This window comes from Desulfococcus multivorans (assembly GCF_001854245.1).
In the GTDB taxonomy this organism is placed as follows: domain Bacteria; phylum Desulfobacterota; class Desulfobacteria; order Desulfobacterales; family Desulfococcaceae; genus Desulfococcus; species Desulfococcus multivorans.
This window is the reverse complement of the sequence record NZ_CP015381.1, coordinates 3,848,796-3,864,954: the sequence shown is the minus strand read 5'-3', so window position 1 is coordinate 3,864,954 and position 16,159 is coordinate 3,848,796. Positions and strand designations below refer to the sequence as shown.

Genomic DNA, 16,159 nt, shown 5'->3' with positions numbered 1-16,159 from the left:
AAAACGCTCTCCCCGGTCTGGAAGACCCGTCGGGGATCGGCGATATTTCCAGGCTCCGGACATCCCGCCGCCCTTCGAATAAAGCGCTTTTTCCAAAAAATGCATCATATGATAAACATCGCAAAACTTCAAGCGCAGTTCACCCCTGCCGGGGATCTCCCGGTAACGGAAACGGCGGCCCGCAGTGGCGGATCGGCTTCTCGCCGATCCTGTCGCAGGCGTTCGTCCGACGATTCGCCGGCCTGTGCCGTGAATTCGTTTTACGGCGATATGATACGATAATCAAGAATAAATTGAAGGCGTCATCGGGCGTGCGAGGGGCGGGACGACACTGTTCGCAACGGTCGGGACTGATTCCCTGAAACCGGGCACCGGCCTTCGGCGCTCCCCGGAACGCGGCTCCGGGGCCGGCGGATCCCGCCGTCAGGTCGGGGGAGCGGCAACGAAAGCGGTGGTGGGTTCAGGATTTCTTGGCCTTCAGATGTCGCCCGGCCGCCTCGAGCTGGGCTTGTTTGATCTGGGCGGGCTTCATCTTCGACTCGATGAGCGTCAGATAGTGTTTTCCCGCAACGTGGCCGTTGGCGGCGGCCAGGGAGCACCAGACATAGGCGTTGACGTAGTCTTTGGGAACGCCGCAGCCGTTGTAGTGCATCAAGGCCAGGTTATACTGGGCGCCGGGATACCCCTGGGCCGCGGCCTTTTGATACCACTTCATGGCCTCGGCGTAATTCCTGGGGACGCCTTCCCCGTTTTCGTACATCATCCCCAGTTTGTTCTGGGCGCCGGCATACCCCTTGTCGGCGGCCCTGCGGTACCATTCGAGGGCCTTGACGTAATCCTTGGGCGCCCCGTTGCCGCTCTGGTAGATCACCCCGAGGTTGTACTCGGCGATGGTGTAGCCCTGGTCGGCGGCCCGGAGATACCAGGTGAGGGCCTCGGCATTGTTTTTGGGGACGCCGTTGCCGTTGAAATAGATGGTGGCCATCTTGTATTGAGCGACGGGATGGCCTTTCTCGGCGACGCGCTTGATCTGGTCCAGGGTGGGGCCCTGAGCCGATACGTTGCCGCCAAACGTCAAAATACACCCCATAACGATCATGACGCCTAGAGCTGATTTTTTCATCACGTCCTCTCTTCTCCTTTGAAACCGTTTTGTGTTGTGTAAAGCCGCTTATGGGTCTGGGGCTGCCGATGGTTCGGCGTCGACGGCTTTTGCCGCCCGATGGTCGTTGAAAGCGCATCGCGGTGAGCTGTATTGTCCGGCGGTTGAAGCCGTCTTGCAATACCTATGCTTTATTGCAAGAAATTTCCGGGCTTGTCAATCTCAATTTCCGGGCCGAATTCCAGGGCGGCCCGCAAAAGGATCGATTCCGGAGCCGACGGCGGCCGGCAGGGGCGCGGGGCGCTGTCGGGCCTTGCAGAACGTCAATTTTCATTTTGTACATATTCGGCATGTTATGCTATACTTATATGTTATGGATTCAACATTCGACTTTCATGTAGTGACCGGAGAGGTGCCGGGAGGATGCGGCCCGCGCCCCTTCAGCGGCACTTGAATGAAACCGCGTGGGGCGCGGGCCGCATCCTCCCGGCACCGGCCTATGAAATCGGCACCGACCTGTGAAAGTCGAAAATTGCGTTATGGATTCAACCTCCGGATTTGAAATCCCCAATCCCGCGGTCCCAGGCGGCCGCGTGTTATAGAATAGAATGGATGGAGACCATGGCCCAGGAAAACGATGTCGTATTGATCTATTTCGAAGACCAGCCCATGACATTCGCCCGGATCGAAAGCATTCAGGCGGACCACAAACCGGACTGGTATCACGTCAAGCTGCTGCTGCTCCAGGTCCCGCTTCAGCCGGTGACCTGGATTCTCCGGACGGCATACATCGACGGCGCGGAGTTCACCATGAACGGCAACCGGATGCGAATGGCGCCGGTGGTGTGTCCCGACGACGCCCTGCCGGAGATCCCGGAGCCGGAAGAGGATGCGCCGCCCGATCCCGGCGGCAAGGACGGGCGGGTGATCTCCTTTCCCGGTCTCAAGAAGCCATGACGGGTCGTCCATGAAGATCGGTCGTGTTTCACTGGAGAACGGTCTGGTCATGGCGCCCCTGGCGGGCATCACGAACCTGCCCTTCCGCCTGTTGGCCAAAGCGGCCGGTTGCGGCCTGGTCGTCTCCGAGATGATCAGCGCCAACGGGCTGGTCCACGGCTCCCGCAAGACGGTTCAGATGCTGGCCGGCGATCCCGGGGAGAAGCCCCTGGCCGTTCAGATCTTCGGCGCGGACCCCGGGATGATGGCCGAGGCTGCCGGGATTGCGGAGGCGGCGGGGGCGGACATCCTCGACATCAATTTCGGGTGCGCCGTGAAAAAGATCCTGAAATCGGGCTCCGGCGCCGCGCTCATGCGCACGCCTGGAACGGCGCGCGCGGTGCTGACGGCGGTGCGGCGGCGGATCCGGATTCCCCTTACCATCAAGATCCGGAGCGGTTGGGATCCGTCGGGAGAACAGGCCGTGGCCGTGGCCAGGCTTGCCGAGGAGTGCGGCGTCGACGCCGTCGCCGTCCATCCCCGGACCGCGGTGCAGGGTTTCCGCGGCCGGTCGGACTGGTCCGTGATTGCGGCGGTCAAGGCGGCGGTGACGATTCCGGTCATCGGCAACGGCGACATCGTCGTTCCGGAGGACGCTCTCAGGATGCGCCGGGAGACCGGTTGCGAGGGGATTATGGTCGGCCGGGCGGCCATCGGGGCCCCCTGGCTGTTTTCCCGGATTGCGGCCCTGGAGCGGGGGGAGTCCCTTCCTCCCGAAACCCTCGAACTGCGGCTATCGACCATGATGCGTTACCTGGACGCCTCGGTGGCTCATCTCGGCGAGGCGGTCGCCTGCCGCATGATGCGCAGCCGGCTGGGGTGGTTCGTCAGAGGCCTGCCCCACGGCAGCCGCTTCAGGGCCGCGCTGACGCGGATCGAAACGCGGTCCGAGGCCCTGTCCCTCATCGAGGCGCTTCGGCAGGCGTCGGACGAAGACGTATCCGCGTCAGCCTGGGTCTGAGGTTTTCACCGGGGGGATTCCCCGGGATTGGGTAACGGAAACCGCATTGAACAACGTCGAACACCGGACGGCATCCGTCCCTGGGGCGGCCTCCGGCGGTTCGTGAAAGGAGATTCAAATGGCAAAGACCGCACTGGTGCCCGTGGCCGACGGGACCGAAGAGATCGAAGCCGTTGTGATCATAGACGTGCTGCGTCGCGCGGGGGTTGCCGTCACCGTGGCCTCGGTCATGGACCGGCTGCAGGTGACCGCCTCCCGCGGGGTGATGCTGACGGCCGAGAAGGATATATCGGGGTGTGTCGAAGAGGCCTACGACCTGGTGGCGCTGCCGGGAGGCATACCCGGAGCGCGGCATCTGGCGGCATCGGCGGCCCTCGGGAAGATTCTCGACCGGCAGCGCGGCTCCGGGAGGCTATACGGCGCCATATGCGCCGCCCCGGCCGTGGTGCTCAGGCCCCTGGGCCTCCTCGAGGGCCTTCGAGCCACCTGCCACCCTGCCTTCCGGGATGAACTCCCCGGGTGGGAGGATCGGCGCGTGGTCGTCGACGGGACCTGCGTGACGAGCCAGGGCCCCGGCACCGCCATTGAATTCGCGCTTTCCCTGGTGGCCCTGCTCCTGGGGGAGGCCGAAGCTGAAGCGGTCGCCGGCCCCATGATTCCGGGTCCGTGCGTGATGACAGAGACAAGGAGGTAGCGGCATGACCATGACGACCTTTCTGCAGGAAGCCAAACGGCTGGAGATTCAGCCGTATAAAAAGAAGAGCAACGTGGCGGAGCTGAAGCGGAACAGCATTCCGTTCATCGGCTCACCCTTCAAGCATCCCGTGGACAAAGACAAGATCCTCCTTATCGTGGATCCCTACAACCAGACGACGTTTTACTACGAGTTCAAGACGGAGGACATCGCCTTTGTGGAGGACGTTCCCACCATCGTCAACATCGACGGCGAGAACGTCACCATGGCCAGGATCTGGATTCGCAAGGGGGGTATGGGCGTTCGATGCGCGCCCTTCATCGTGGCGGAGTTGTCATCGCCTTTTTGAGAAGAATAGGGTTGCCGGCGTGCCCGAACGATGGGCATCGGTGACGGAAGACCTGAAAAAAGCGGCGCCTTGAGAAGGCGCCGCTTTGTCGTGGTCAGGCAGGTTTGAACCCTATTGGGCGGCCGCCGAAAGCTTCACGGCGCACACCTTGTATTCCGGAATGCCGGAAACCGGATCCAGGGCCGCGTTGGTCAGCTGGTTGGCTGCGGATTCGGCGAAATGGAACGGAATGAAAACGGTCCCCGAGACCGCGGTGGTGGAGACCTTGGCCGTCGCCGTGATCCTGCCCCGCCGGGAGCTGATCTCGATGGCGCCGCCGTCGGTGATGCCGAGGTCCCTGGCGTCCTTGGCGGAGATCTCCACGAAGTTTTCCGGAACCCGCTCGTTCAGTCCTTCGGACTTCCGGGTCATGGTGCCGGTGTGGTAGTGGTAGAGCACGCGCCCGGTGGTCAGGTAGAGGGGATACTCGTCGTCCGTCGCTTCGGCCGGCGGGATGAAGTCGATGGCATGGAATTTTCCCCTGCCGATGGGGAACTGCTCCTTGTGCAGGATCGGCGTCCCGGGATGGTCCGTTGTCGGGCAGGGCCAGTGGAGCCCTTCGTAGTCGATCCGGTCGTAGGTGATGCCGCCGTAGGAGGGGGTCACCCGGGCGATCTCCGCCATGATCTCCTCGGCGCTTTCGCAGGCCATGTCGTAGCCCATGCGCCTGGCGATCTGGGCCGTGATCCACCAGTCGTCCCTGGCCTCTCCGGGCGGCTCGACAGCCTTGCGGACGCGCTGAACCCGGCGCTCCGTGTTGGAGAAGGTTCCTTCCTTTTCGGCGAAACAGGCGGAGGGGAGCACCACGTCGGCAAGGGCCGCGGTTTCGGTCATGAAGATGTCCTGGACCACCAGAAAGTCGAGGTTTCCGACGCTTTTGGCCACATGGTCGAGGTCCGCGTCGGAGACCAGGGGATTCTCGCCGATGATATAGAGAGCCTTGAGCTCGCCCGAATGGGCCTTGGGGATCATCTCGGTGACCTTGAGGCCCACCTTTCTGGATAGCCCGGTCACGCCCCAGGCCTGCTCCATCTTCTGGGCGATCTCATCGCTGGTGACCGGCTGGTACCCGGAAAAGACGTTGGGCAGGCCGCCCATGTCGCAGGCCCCCTGGACGTTGTTCTGCCCCCTGAGGGGGTTGACACCGCCGCCCCTGTTGCCCAGGTTGCCGGTGAGCATGGCCAGGTTGGCCAGGGACTTGACGTTGTCCGTCCCCGAGACGTGCTGGGTGATGCCCATACAGTAGACGATGGCGGCGTTTCCGGCCCCGGCATACAGGCGTGCCGCATCGATGAGGCTTGCGGCCGGAATGCCGGTGATGCTTTCCACGTACTCGGGGGTGAACTTTTCCACCATGGCCTTGAGGTCTTCGAACCCCTGGGTCCGGTTTTCGACGAAGGCCTTGTCGTGGAGGTTCTCCTTGATGATGATGTGCATCATGCCGTTGATCCAGGCCACGTCCGTGCCCAGGTTCTGGCGGAGCCAGTGTTGGGCGAAGGTGGCGATCTTGACCCGCCTGGGGTCCACCACGATGAGCCTGGCGCCCTTGAATTTCACGGCGCGCTTGATATAGGTTGAAATGACCGGGTGGTTCTCCGTGGTGTTGGATCCGGTCACCAGGATGACATCGGCCTCTTCCAGGTCGCCGATGGTGTTCGTCATTGCGCCACTTCCGAATGCTGCGGCCAGACCGGCCACGGTGGAGCTGTGTCAGAGACGGGCGCAGTGGTCGATGTTGTTGGTCTTCAACACCGCCCGGGTGAATTTGTTGGCCACGTAATTGTCTTCGTTGGTGACGCGGGCCGAGGTGAGCACGCCGATGGCATCAGGTCCGTGCTGGCGTTTGACGACGCCGAGCTTTTCCGCAACGAGACCGAGGGCCTCGTCCCAGGAGGCCTTCCGGAACTTGCCGTCTTCCTTGATGAGGGGCGTGGTGAGGCGCTCCCCGGATCCGATGAAATCGAAACCGAACCGGCCCTTGACGCAGAGGCTGCCGTAGTTGGGGGCGACGTCCTCGACGCCGGTGACCTTGACCACCTTGCCCGCCTTGACGTGGAGGTTCAACTGGCAGCCGACGCCGCAGTAGCTGCAGGTGGTGCGGACCTTTTGGGTCTCCCACGGACGCACCCTGTACCGGGCGTTCTTCTCCACCAGGGCGCCCACCGGACAGGCCTGGAGGCACTCCCCGCAGAAGACGCACTCCGAATCCTTGAGGGTCTTGTCTTCGCCGGCGATAATCTTGGTGTCCGTGCCCCGGTATCCGAAGTTGATGGCGTTGTTGACCTGAACGTCGTTACAGGCCTGGACGCACCGGCCGCACTTGATGCACCGGGAGAAATCCCGAACGATGAAGGGGTTGACGTCCTCCATGGGGTAGGGCACCTCCGAACGGGGGAACCGCTCGGCGGAAACCTGGTACTGGTAGGCGAGGTGCTGAAGCTCGCAGTCGCCCCACACCGGGCAGAGTTGTCCGGTCTGGTCGTACCGGTTGACGTCGAGCTGGAATCCGCTCCAGTCGCGATCGTCCGACACCCGGGCCGCACAGTTGTGGTTCCCGGATGAAAGCATCAGCTGAAGCACGAGGCGCCGGGCCTCGATGACCTTGGGGGATTCGGTCAGAACCACCATGCCTTTGCCCGCCGGGGCGGCACAGGAAGCCACCAGGCTGCGGGCGCCCTTGACTTCGACGACGCAGATCCGGCATTGGCCGGTGGGCGTCGCGTTTTTCAGGTGACAGAGGGTGGGAATGGGAATACTGTTCCGCCGCGCCACCTGAAGGATGGTCTCTCCGGGAGTGAATGCGAACTCATTCCCGTTGATGACGATGGTGTTTTGTGCGTCCATGCGATGTTGTCTCCTTCAGACGTTGGATGGTTTTTTCGCCATCGGATTAAATGTCAAGTTGTTTATTTATAGCAACTTCGGAGATTTGTCAATCCGTATGCGTCAGTCCGTGAAGATGCCCGGATCCGGACTCCTGCGGCGGATGTGATCCGAAACCCGCGTGAGGAACGCCTCCCGGGAAACACCGTAGGTGACCGAGCCGTCCAGTGTCCTGACGGAAAGGGTTCCGGCCGTCTTCTCTTTGGCGCCGATGGTCAGGATCAGGGGAATGTATTCCAGCTGGGCCTCCCGGATTTTCCGGTTCAGGCTTTCGGTGCGTTCGTCGACCTCGACCCGGAGGCCCCCCGCCGCCAGGAAGTCTTTCACCTCTAACGCGTATGGGGCCAGCTCGTCGTTGATGGGCAGGACCCTGACCTGGACCGGCGAGAGCCATAGGGGAAACTTGCCGGCGTAATGCTCGATCAGAATGCCGAAAAACCGTTCGATGGAGCCGTAGATCACCCGGTGGATCATGATGGGGCGGTGCTTCTCGTTGTCCTGGCCCACATAGGTCAGGTCGAAACGTTCGGGGAGGGACATGTCCAGCTGGACCGTGCCGCACTGCCAGGTCCGCCCGAGGGCATCCTTGATGTGGACGTCGATCTTCGGCCCGTAGAAAGCCCCGTCCCCCGCGTTGATCTTGTATGGCTGTCCGTAGGTGTCCAGGGCTTTTTTCAGGCCGTCCGTCGCCTGGGCCCACTGTTCATCGCTGCCGATGGATTTCCCGGGCCGGGTGGAAAGCTCCAGATGAAACCCGAGGCCGAAGGTGCCGTAGATCCGCTCCACCAGGCGGAGCACCCCCAGGATCTCCCCTTCGATCTGATCGGGGGTCATGAAGATGTGAGCGTCGTCCTGGTGAAAGGCCCGGACCCGGAAAAGCCCCGAGAGCACCCCGCTCATCTCGTGGCGATGGACCAGCCCGATCTCGGCCTGCCGGAGGGGCAGCTCCTTGTAGGAGTGGGGCCGGTTGGCGTAGAGGAGCATCCCCCCGGGACAGTTCATGGGTTTGATGGCGTAATCCATGTCGTCGATGGTGGAGGTGTACATGTTCTCGCGGTAGTTTTCCCAGTGACCGCTCCGTTCCCAGAGGGAGCGGTTGAGCATGATGGGGGTCTTGGTCTCCACGTAGCCCGCCTCGAGGTGGGCCTCCCGCCAGTATGCCAGAAGGGTGTTCCAGACGGTCATGCCCCGGGCGTGGAAAAAGGGCATTCCCGGCGCTTCGTCGTGAAAGCTGAAGAGGTCCAGTCGCTCCCCGAGCTTGCGGTGGTTCCGTTTCCGGGCCTCCTCGAGGAAGTCGAGGTATCGCTTCAGGTCTTTCTTGTCGAAAAAAGCGGTCCCGTAGATTCGCTGGAGTTGGGCGTTGGTCTGGTCGGCCCGCCAGTAGGCCCCGGAGGTCTTCATCAGCTTGAAGGCCCGGATGAACCCGGTGTGGGGCAGGTGGGGGCCCCGGCAGAGGTCCGTAAACTCCCCCTGCTCGTAAAAGGAGATGGTGCCGTCCGGCAGGTCCTGGATCATCTCCAGCTTGTAGGGTTCGTTCCGGTAAAAGGCGAGGGCGTCGGCCTTGGATACGGTTTTTCGCCGGATGGGCAGCTTCTCGTTCACGATCTTCCGCATTTCGGCTTCGATTCTGGGGAAGTCGTCCGCGGATACGGGCCCCATGTCGATGTCGTAGTAGAAGCCGTCCTCCACCACCGGTCCGATGGTCAGATGGGCGTCGGGGTAGACCCTCAGGATGGCCTGGGCCATGACGTGGGCCGCGGTGTGCCGGAGAATCTCGAGGGCCTCGGGGTCCTTGGGGGTGATGAGGCGGACGGCGGCGTCTTCGGGGATCTCCCGGTAAAGGTCGATCAGCCGGCCGTCCACCTCGGCGGCCACGCAGTTTCGCGCAAGCCCTTCCGAAATGCTTACGGCCACGTCATAGGCCGTGGGGGTGTTTTCAAAGGTTTTGATACTTCCGTCGGGAAGTGTGATACGGATCATATGCCTTCACCTGGAAAACCGTCGTATTATGGGTTTTCGATCGTTATGGGTTATCTGACGAAACGAGGATCGGTATCGGCCGGAAACCTGTAAAATCAAAAAATTAAAGGAAAAGGCATGTCGGGTCAAGGAAAAAGTTGTGTGCCGGGATGATTGGAAAACCCCTTGACATTAACGGGGGGCGAGACTATACACAAAATACATATTCAATATGTAATATTTCGACTGTCGACTGTCATAGGCCGGTGCCGGGAGGATACGGCACGCGCCCCGCTTTCCCGTCACCATCATGAACGTCGGCAGTCGAGTAATAAGCTGCCCACCGGTGTCGATGTACGCCGCTCCGGATCCGAAACCGTCCGTCGCCCCTGCCGTGCGGGGGAACCGGTGGTCGAGACAACCATCCATTACCATGAAGCGAAAAAAAGGAGAACGGAATGAAGCCAAAAATGATAGCCGCTCTGTTGGGATGCATCCTGCTGCTCTCGGGGAACATGGCCGCTGCGGGCGTGCCAGGTTCGCCGCAAATCGACACGGGTCTGCGGATTGTCGAAAAGGCCCGTCAAAACGACTGGCGCGGGGCCGAGGCCGGTGTGGTGATCGGCATCCGGGGCAGCGTCGAGCGCGTTTCGATCGACGGCAAGGCCCGGGACATCGTTCTGGGAAGCGGCATTCAGCCCGGTGACACCATCACGACGGGGAGCGACGGACACGTCCAGTGGATGACGCCCGACAGGGCGGCCTTTACGCTCCTTCCGGATGCCGTCGGAATCATCCGGGCCTATGCCTATGACGAAGCCGACAAGGGCGGCGACACCTGCGTCATCGACGTTCACAAAGGCGGGTTCCAGTACGTCACGGGGAGGATGAACGAGCGGAGCCCGGGGAAGACCGTGTTCCGTACCCAGGGAACCGAAAAGGTGATCCCCGTGGGATCCGCGGGTTACATCAAGATCGAGCAGAACGGCAGGATCGCCTATTTCGTGACCGAGGGCAGCCTCAACGTGGGAGGACAACGCTATCCCCAGGGCAGCGTCGTGGTGATGGATGTTGCGACAGGCCAGGCTCAGGTGTTTTCCAGTGCCGTCGATGCCAACGGAACGGTGACCGATGACGCGGCAAAAGCGGCTCTGGCCGACATGGGGATCGGCGAAAACGCCCTTGCAGTCCTTCAAACGGCCTATGCCGCCGCCGCGGCAAGCGGCCAGGCGGTTTCCGAGCAGGTGGGGCTGGCACCCGAGTCGGAGCAGAGCCCTCCGGCACCCATTGCCGAGGTCAACTACAGCCCTGTTGACGATGAGATCGGCGATACCCAGCCCGCTTCGGTGCGATAGAAAGGCTGAAGGGGTGCGGGATTGACGGATGGGGGCTTTTGCCCCCTTCTGTTTTGGGGCGCTGTCGGGTGACCATCAAGATGAGGCTGAAGACTGAAGGCTGAAGGGGTGCGGGCGTGACGGATGGGGGCTTGTGTCCCTTCAGCCTCACCGCCGTTCCCCCAATCCCCCAATCACATAACCCCATAACCACCTAATCACCTAAAACCCTAAAACCCTAACCACCAACCCTCCCCTTACCCCGTTTTTCCTTCAGCCTTCAGTCTTCAGCCTTCAGCCTTGAGTTTTTCCGCATTTTCATGATATCCTGATATATCGAAAATTGACGGACAACCAACAATTCCTCATAACCCTAGACAGAGAGCCAATGGAGATCCAGAACCCATTCAATATGCCTTCGGGGGCCGAAGGCGATGCATCGGGCCGCCCCGCCCACCGGAAACCGCGCTACCGTTTGATCGAAGACGCGGCGTCCCTGGCCGATCTGATCGACGCCCTTGACGGTGAGGCGACCGTCGGCGTCGATCTCGAGGCTGATTCCATGTACCATTTCCGGGAAAAGGTCTGTCTGATTCAGATCAGCACGGAACGCCTCTCCGCCGTTATCGATCCCCTGTCGGTGACCGACCTTTCGGGCCTCCGGCCCATTTTCGCGGATCCCGGCGTGCGTAAGATTTTTCACGGGGCGGACTACGACGTCCGATCCCTTCACCGGGACTTCGGCATCGAGATCGAAAACCTCTTCGACACCCAGATCGCCTGTCGGTTCCTGGGGTTTCAGGAGAGCGGCCTGGAGGCCGTCATCCGCAGCCAGTTCGGCGTCCGCCTCGACAAGAAGTTTCAGAAGAAAAACTGGTCCAGGCGGCCCCTGCCGCCGGAGATGCTCGCCTATGCCGCATCGGACACCCGCTATCTCATCCCCCTGGCCGAGCGCCTGACCGCAGCCCTCCGGGAAAAGGACCGCCTGCAGTGGGTGGAGGAGGAGTGCCGTCTGCTCACCCAGGTCCGGTCTCTGCCCGAGAACGGGGAGCCCCTCTTTCTCCGGTTCAAGGGCGCCGGCCGGCTTCACCCCCGGAACCTGGCCGTACTCGAGGCCGTGCTCCGGCTTCGGCGGGAGATCGCCGAAAAGAAGGACCGGCCTCTTTTCAAGGTGTTCGGCAACGACAGCATCATGAAGATCGTCAAGGTCCGGCCCACCTCGGCGGCAAAGCTGGAGCGGGCCGGCGGGCTCAGCCGGAAGCAGCTGGAGATGTACGGCCATGCAGTGGTGGAGCGGGTCCGCGAGGCCATGGAACTGCCCGAGGAGGCGCTGCCCGACTACCCCCACACGAAATCCCCGACCCTGTCGCCCCGGGTCCCCGAAAGGGTCAAGGCCCTCAAGACCTGGCGGGATCAAAAGGCGGCGGACCTTGACATCGACCCCACCCTGATCCTGAACAAATCGCTTCTCACGGTACTGGCCGTGACCCACCCCCGCGACGCGGCGGCCCTTTCAGCCGTCGACGAACTGAAAACGTGGCAGCGGGAGGCCTTTGGCGAGGAGATCCTGGCGGTGCTGACCGCCCTCCGGAAGCCGCGCAAGCCCGCACCCAAATCCCGGCGCAGGCGGCGGAAAAAACGGCCGGCCTGATTCCTGTATCCTGGAGGTGTATCATGGAAAAGAGAATCTTTTTCACGTGCGGCGGAATGCAGCTGGCAGGGCTTTTTCACCCCGGGGGCGAGAAGGGGGCGGTGGTCACCCATCCCCATCCCCTCTACGGCGGGGACATGCACAACGTTGTGGTGGAGGCCCTGGTGCTGGCCTACCAGCGAAAGGGGTTCGCCACCCTCCGGTTCGATTTCCGGGGAACGGGCCGAAGCGAGGGGACCCACGACAACGGGGTCGGAGAGCGGGAGGACGTTTTAGCCGCCCTGGCCTTCCTCGCTGAAAAAGGGGTCCGCCGCTTCGATCTGGCCGGCTATTCCTTCGGGGCCTGGGTGAACGCCCGAATCGGTTGCCCAGACCTCCACCGCATGATCATGGTGTCGCCCCCCGTCAACTTCCTCGATTTCGGGGATGTGGGCCCCATCCCCTGCCTGGATCTGGTGGTGGTGGGCGACGACGACGACTTTGCGGCGGCAGACCGCGTGCAGCGGATGACCGCCGCATGGAACCCCGACGCCCGATGCACCGTCATCCCCGACACCGACCATTTTTACAGTGGTGCCATCCGGGAACTGGATGATGTTTTGAACAAATGTATATGAACCCCGGCCCAAAGGGCCGCCACAGGATGCTGCTATGGAAATCAAAATCGTTCGCAAGGTGTTGGGGGTCAACGACGCCAACGCGCTTCGGAACCGGGAACGGTTCGCCGACAACAACGTGTTCGTTCTCAACGTCATGAGTTCCCCGGGATCCGGGAAGACGACCCTTCTGGAAAAGACCATCGCGCGCCTCATGCCCGGCATCCGCTGCGGCGTGATCGTGGGGGACATCTGCACGGCGAATGACGCGGACCGGCTGGCCGTGACCGGCGTTCCCGTCGTTCAGGTCAACACGGACGCCTTTGGCGGGGACTGCCACCTGGCGGCCCATGTCATCGAGAAGGCCTCGGAGGATCTCGACCTTTCGGCTCTGGATCTTTTGATCGTGGAGAACGTGGGGAACCTGGTCTGCCCCGCGGAGTTCGACATCGGCGAAAACGCCCGGGCCGTGGTGCTCAGCGTCACCGAGGGGGAGGACAAACCCGTCAAGTATCCCCTCATGTTCCGGGAGTGCGACGCCGCCGTCCTCAACAAGACGGACCTCCTCCCCTATCTCGACTACGACCGGGAGGCGGCCGTGGGCTATATCCACGAGGTCCACCCCGGCATGCCGGTATTCGAACTCTCGGCCAGAACCGGCGACGGCCTCGATCCCTGGGTGGACTGGATCAGGGAGAGGGTGAGGGAAAAGAAGGCTGAAGGCTGAAGACTGAAGGGGTGCGTTCGCGACGCACGGTACCTTTATACCCTTCAGCCGCACCGCCATCCACCCAATCACATAATCACATAATCACATAATCACATAATCACATAAAACCATAAAACTCTAAAACTCTAAAACCCTAAAACCCTAAAACCCTAACCACCACCCCTCCCCCTTGCCCTGTTTTTCCTTCAGCCTTCAGTCTTCAGCCTTCAGCCTATTCTTCTATCTCTATCGCCGTCACCTCCAACTCCCGGCCGGAGAGGATCCGGACGGCGCCCCCGTTGCAGCGGGGGCAGATGAAGTGCGGCTGGTCGGCGGTCCATTGGTGTCCGCAGTCGTCGCAGACCGCGGTGACGGGAATCTCCTCGATGTCGAGAACGGCGTTCGCCAGCGGGGTGTCCCGGGCGACCACGTCGAAGCAGAACCTGAGGCTCGCGGAGACCACCGCCGACAGCCTGCCCACGCGCAGGCGCACCCGCTCCACGCGCTTCCCGGCCATGTCCGCCGGAATGGCGGCAGCGGCGATCTCCGCAATCTGCATGGCGATGCCCATTTCGTGCATAAAAGGTGTTAGGGTGTTAGAGTTTTAAGGTTTTTAGTGATTATGTGATCAGGGGGATGGGGGTCCGACCGCTGACCTCTGTCCTCCGACCCCTGGGCTCCGCCCTCCGGCCGCCGTCTCCCCGCCGTCGGGGGGCGGGGAGGGGGGGACGGGGGAGGGTTACTTGAAGGTTTCGGCGCAGACGTCCTTGAGGTAGGCGAGGTTCTCGCAGACGGTGATGCCGTTGGCCTTCATGGCGGCGACCTTGCTCTGGCCCGTGCCGCTGCTGCCGCTGATGATGGCGCCGGCGTGGCCCATGCGGCGGCCCGGAGGCGCGGTGAGTCCGGCGATGAAGCCGACCACCGGCTTGGTGACGTTGGCCTTGATGTAGTCGGCGGCGTCCTCCTCGGCGCTGCCGCCGATTTCACCGATCATGACAATGCCCTCGGTGGCGTCGTCCTCCTGGAAACGGCTCAGGCAGTCGATGAAGTTGGTGCCGTTCACCGGATCGCCGCCGATGCCGATGCACGTGGTCTGGCCGAGGCCCGCCAGGGTGAGGGCATGGACCGCTTCATAGGTCAGGGTCCCGGAGCGGGAGACCACCCCGATCTTCCCGGGCATGTGGATCTTGCCGGGCATGATGCCGATCTTGCACTCGCCCGGCGTGATGATGCCGGGGCAGTTGGGGCCGATGAGGCGGACGGGTTTGCCCTTGATGTAGTTCTTGACCTTCAGCATGTCCATGACCGGAATGCCCTCGGTGATGCAGACGATGAGGGGGAGCTCGGCGTCGACGGCCTCCATGATGGCGTCCGCCGCAAAGGGGGGCGGCACGAAGATCATGCCGGCGTTGGCGCCGGTCCTGACCACGGCCTCCCTGACGGAGTTGAACACCGGGACGTCGTCCATCATCATGCCGCCCTTGCCCGGCGTCACGCCGGCCACGACCTTCGTCCCGTATTCGATGCACGCGCGGGTGTGGAACTGGCCTTCCTTTCCCGTGATCCCCTGTACCAAAAGTTTCGTGTCTTTATTGACGAGTATGCTCACTGTGGTGTCCTCACTGGCTTACGGTGGTGGTTGCGTTACTGGATGACTTCTGTCAGCTTTCGGGCGGCGTCCTTGAGATCCGTCGCGTTGATCAGCGAGAGGCCCGAATCCGCAAGGATCTTCCGGCCTTCCTCCAGGTTGGTGCCCTCCATGCGGATGATGACCGGAACGCGCATGCCGACCTTGCGGGCGGCCTGAACCACGCCGTTGGCCAGACGGTCGCACCGCAGGATGCCGCCGAAGATGTTGATGAGGATGGCCTTGACGTTGGGGTCTCCCTGGAGGATGCGGAAGCCGTTCTCGATCTGCTCCGCGCTGGCGCCGCCGCCCACGTCCAGAAAGTTGACCGGTTTGCCGCCGGCGAACTTGATGCAGTCCATGGTCGCCATGGCCAGACCGGCGCCGTTGACCATGTTGCCGACGTTGCCGCCGCCGCCGAGGTGGATGTAGTTGAGCTGATACCTGGAGGCTTCGACCTCGGTGGGGTCCTCCTCGTCCAGGTCGCGATACTCGACGACGTCCTTGTGGCGGTAGAGGGCGTTGTCGTCGAAGTCGACCTTGGCGTCAAGGGCGATGACGGTGTTTTCCGCCGTCAGGACCAGGGGGTTGATCTCCACCATGGAGCAGTCGTAGTTCACCGCCATGTGATAGAGGTTTTTCAACAGGGTCGTGAAGGATTTCATGGCCTCGGCCGGGATGTTGAGCCCGAAGGCGGCGGACCTGAGATGATAGGGCATGAGGCCCAGCAGGGGATCCACGAAGACCTTGATGATCTTCTCGGGGGTTTTTTCGGCCACCTCCTCGATGTCCATGCCGCCGGCCTCGCTGGCCATGATGACCATCTTGGCCGTGCTCCGGTCGGGCAGGATGCTGAGGTAGAGCTCCTTGGCGATGTTGAGGCCCTCCTCGATGAGGAGCTTCTTGACGCGCTTGCCCTCGGGGCCGGTCTGCTTGGTGACCAGGGTCATCCCCAGGATCTGGTTGGCATAGGAGTCGAATTCCCCCGCGTCCTTGGCGACCTTGACGCCGCCGCCCTTGCCCCTGCCGCCGGCATGGATCTGGGCCTTGACCACCACCGGAAACCGGCCGAGCTTGTCCGCCACGGCCCTGGCTTCGTCGACGCTGAAGGCGACGCCGCCCTCGGGCACCGCGACGCCGTGTTTTCTGAACAATTCCTTGGCTTGATATTCGTGGATCTTCATGATCTCCCTGCTTTCTTGTCTGTCGGGTTGGGTAGAGGGCGGGGCGCCGGCAGCGCGGCCGGTCGCCCCGGACAT

At 62.3% G+C, this 16,159-nt stretch carries 14 protein-coding genes; 8 read left to right on the top strand and 6 right to left on the bottom strand.

Annotated features, from left to right (window positions below):
- Positions 1–460: 460 nt before the first annotated feature.
- Positions 461–1,123: a tetratricopeptide repeat protein gene (locus dmul_RS16885; RefSeq protein WP_020878116.1), complete on the bottom strand. Its 663-nt coding sequence runs from the start codon at positions 1,121–1,123 to the stop codon at positions 461–463.
- A 591-nt stretch (positions 1,124–1,714) separates the two neighbouring features.
- Here dmul_RS16885 and dmul_RS16880 point away from each other — a divergent pair.
- From dmul_RS16880 to dmul_RS16865, 4 genes are all read left to right on the top strand, one after another.
- Positions 1,715–2,059, top strand: a complete 345-nt coding sequence (locus dmul_RS16880) for a hypothetical protein (protein ID WP_156775335.1) — start codon at positions 1,715–1,717, stop codon at positions 2,057–2,059.
- A gap of 10 nt (positions 2,060–2,069) precedes the next feature.
- Positions 2,070–3,059, top strand: a complete 990-nt coding sequence (gene dusB / locus dmul_RS16875) for a tRNA dihydrouridine synthase DusB (RefSeq protein ID WP_020878113.1) — start codon at positions 2,070–2,072, stop codon at positions 3,057–3,059.
- Positions 3,060–3,177: 118 nt separating this feature from the next.
- Positions 3,178–3,753 (top strand): DJ-1 family glyoxalase III, encoded by a 576-nt coding sequence (locus tag dmul_RS16870; protein ID WP_020878112.1) that lies wholly within the window; start codon positions 3,178–3,180, stop codon positions 3,751–3,753.
- Positions 3,754–3,757: 4 nt separating this feature from the next.
- Complete coding sequence (locus tag dmul_RS16865) at positions 3,758–4,102, top strand: hypothetical protein (protein ID WP_020878111.1); 345 nt, start codon at positions 3,758–3,760, stop codon at positions 4,100–4,102.
- A gap of 111 nt (positions 4,103–4,213) precedes the next feature.
- Here dmul_RS16865 and fdhF read toward each other — a convergent pair whose 3' ends face one another.
- Positions 4,214–6,985 (bottom strand): formate dehydrogenase subunit alpha, encoded by a 2,772-nt coding sequence (gene fdhF, locus dmul_RS19875; RefSeq protein ID WP_078081337.1) that lies wholly within the window; start codon positions 6,983–6,985, stop codon positions 4,214–4,216.
- Positions 6,986–7,087: 102 nt separating this feature from the next.
- Entirely contained in the window at positions 7,088–9,004 is a 1,917-nt protein-coding gene (thrS, locus tag dmul_RS16850; protein ID WP_020878108.1) for a threonine--tRNA ligase, read from the bottom strand.
- Positions 9,005–9,441: 437 nt separating this feature from the next.
- Between thrS and dmul_RS16845 the strand changes: the two genes are divergently transcribed.
- The 4 genes from dmul_RS16845 to hypB all read left to right on the top strand — a co-directional run bounded on the left by dmul_RS16845 (position 9,442) and on the right by hypB (position 13,291).
- Complete coding sequence (locus dmul_RS16845) at positions 9,442–10,338, top strand: FecR family protein (RefSeq protein WP_020878107.1); 897 nt, start codon at positions 9,442–9,444, stop codon at positions 10,336–10,338.
- A 367-nt stretch (positions 10,339–10,705) separates the two neighbouring features.
- Entirely contained in the window at positions 10,706–11,968 is a 1,263-nt protein-coding gene (locus tag dmul_RS16840) for a ribonuclease D (RefSeq protein ID WP_020878106.1), read from the top strand.
- Positions 11,969–11,991: 23 nt separating this feature from the next.
- The gene (locus tag dmul_RS16835) at positions 11,992–12,585 is read left to right on the top strand and encodes an alpha/beta hydrolase (protein WP_020878105.1); all 594 of its coding nucleotides are present in this window, start codon (positions 11,992–11,994) and stop codon (positions 12,583–12,585) included.
- Positions 12,586–12,619: 34 nt separating this feature from the next.
- Complete coding sequence (hypB, locus tag dmul_RS16830; protein ID WP_020878104.1) at positions 12,620–13,291, top strand: hydrogenase nickel incorporation protein HypB; 672 nt, start codon at positions 12,620–12,622, stop codon at positions 13,289–13,291.
- Positions 13,292–13,505: 214 nt separating this feature from the next.
- Here the strand turns inward: hypB and hypA are convergent, their stop codons facing one another.
- The 3 genes from hypA to sucC form a co-directional block, all read right to left on the bottom strand.
- Positions 13,506–13,853 carry a hydrogenase maturation nickel metallochaperone HypA gene (hypA, locus tag dmul_RS16825; protein WP_020876070.1) on the bottom strand — a complete coding sequence of 116 codons (348 nt, stop codon included), beginning with the start codon at positions 13,851–13,853 and terminating at the stop codon, positions 13,506–13,508.
- Between the two features lie 159 nt (positions 13,854–14,012).
- Positions 14,013–14,882: a succinate--CoA ligase subunit alpha gene (gene sucD, locus dmul_RS16820; RefSeq protein WP_020876069.1), complete on the bottom strand. Its 870-nt coding sequence runs from the start codon at positions 14,880–14,882 to the stop codon at positions 14,013–14,015.
- A 35-nt stretch (positions 14,883–14,917) separates the two neighbouring features.
- Positions 14,918–16,084 carry an ADP-forming succinate--CoA ligase subunit beta gene (gene sucC, locus dmul_RS16815; RefSeq protein ID WP_020876068.1) on the bottom strand — a complete coding sequence of 389 codons (1,167 nt, stop codon included), beginning with the start codon at positions 16,082–16,084 and terminating at the stop codon, positions 14,918–14,920.
- Positions 16,085–16,159: the final 75 nt, after the last annotated feature.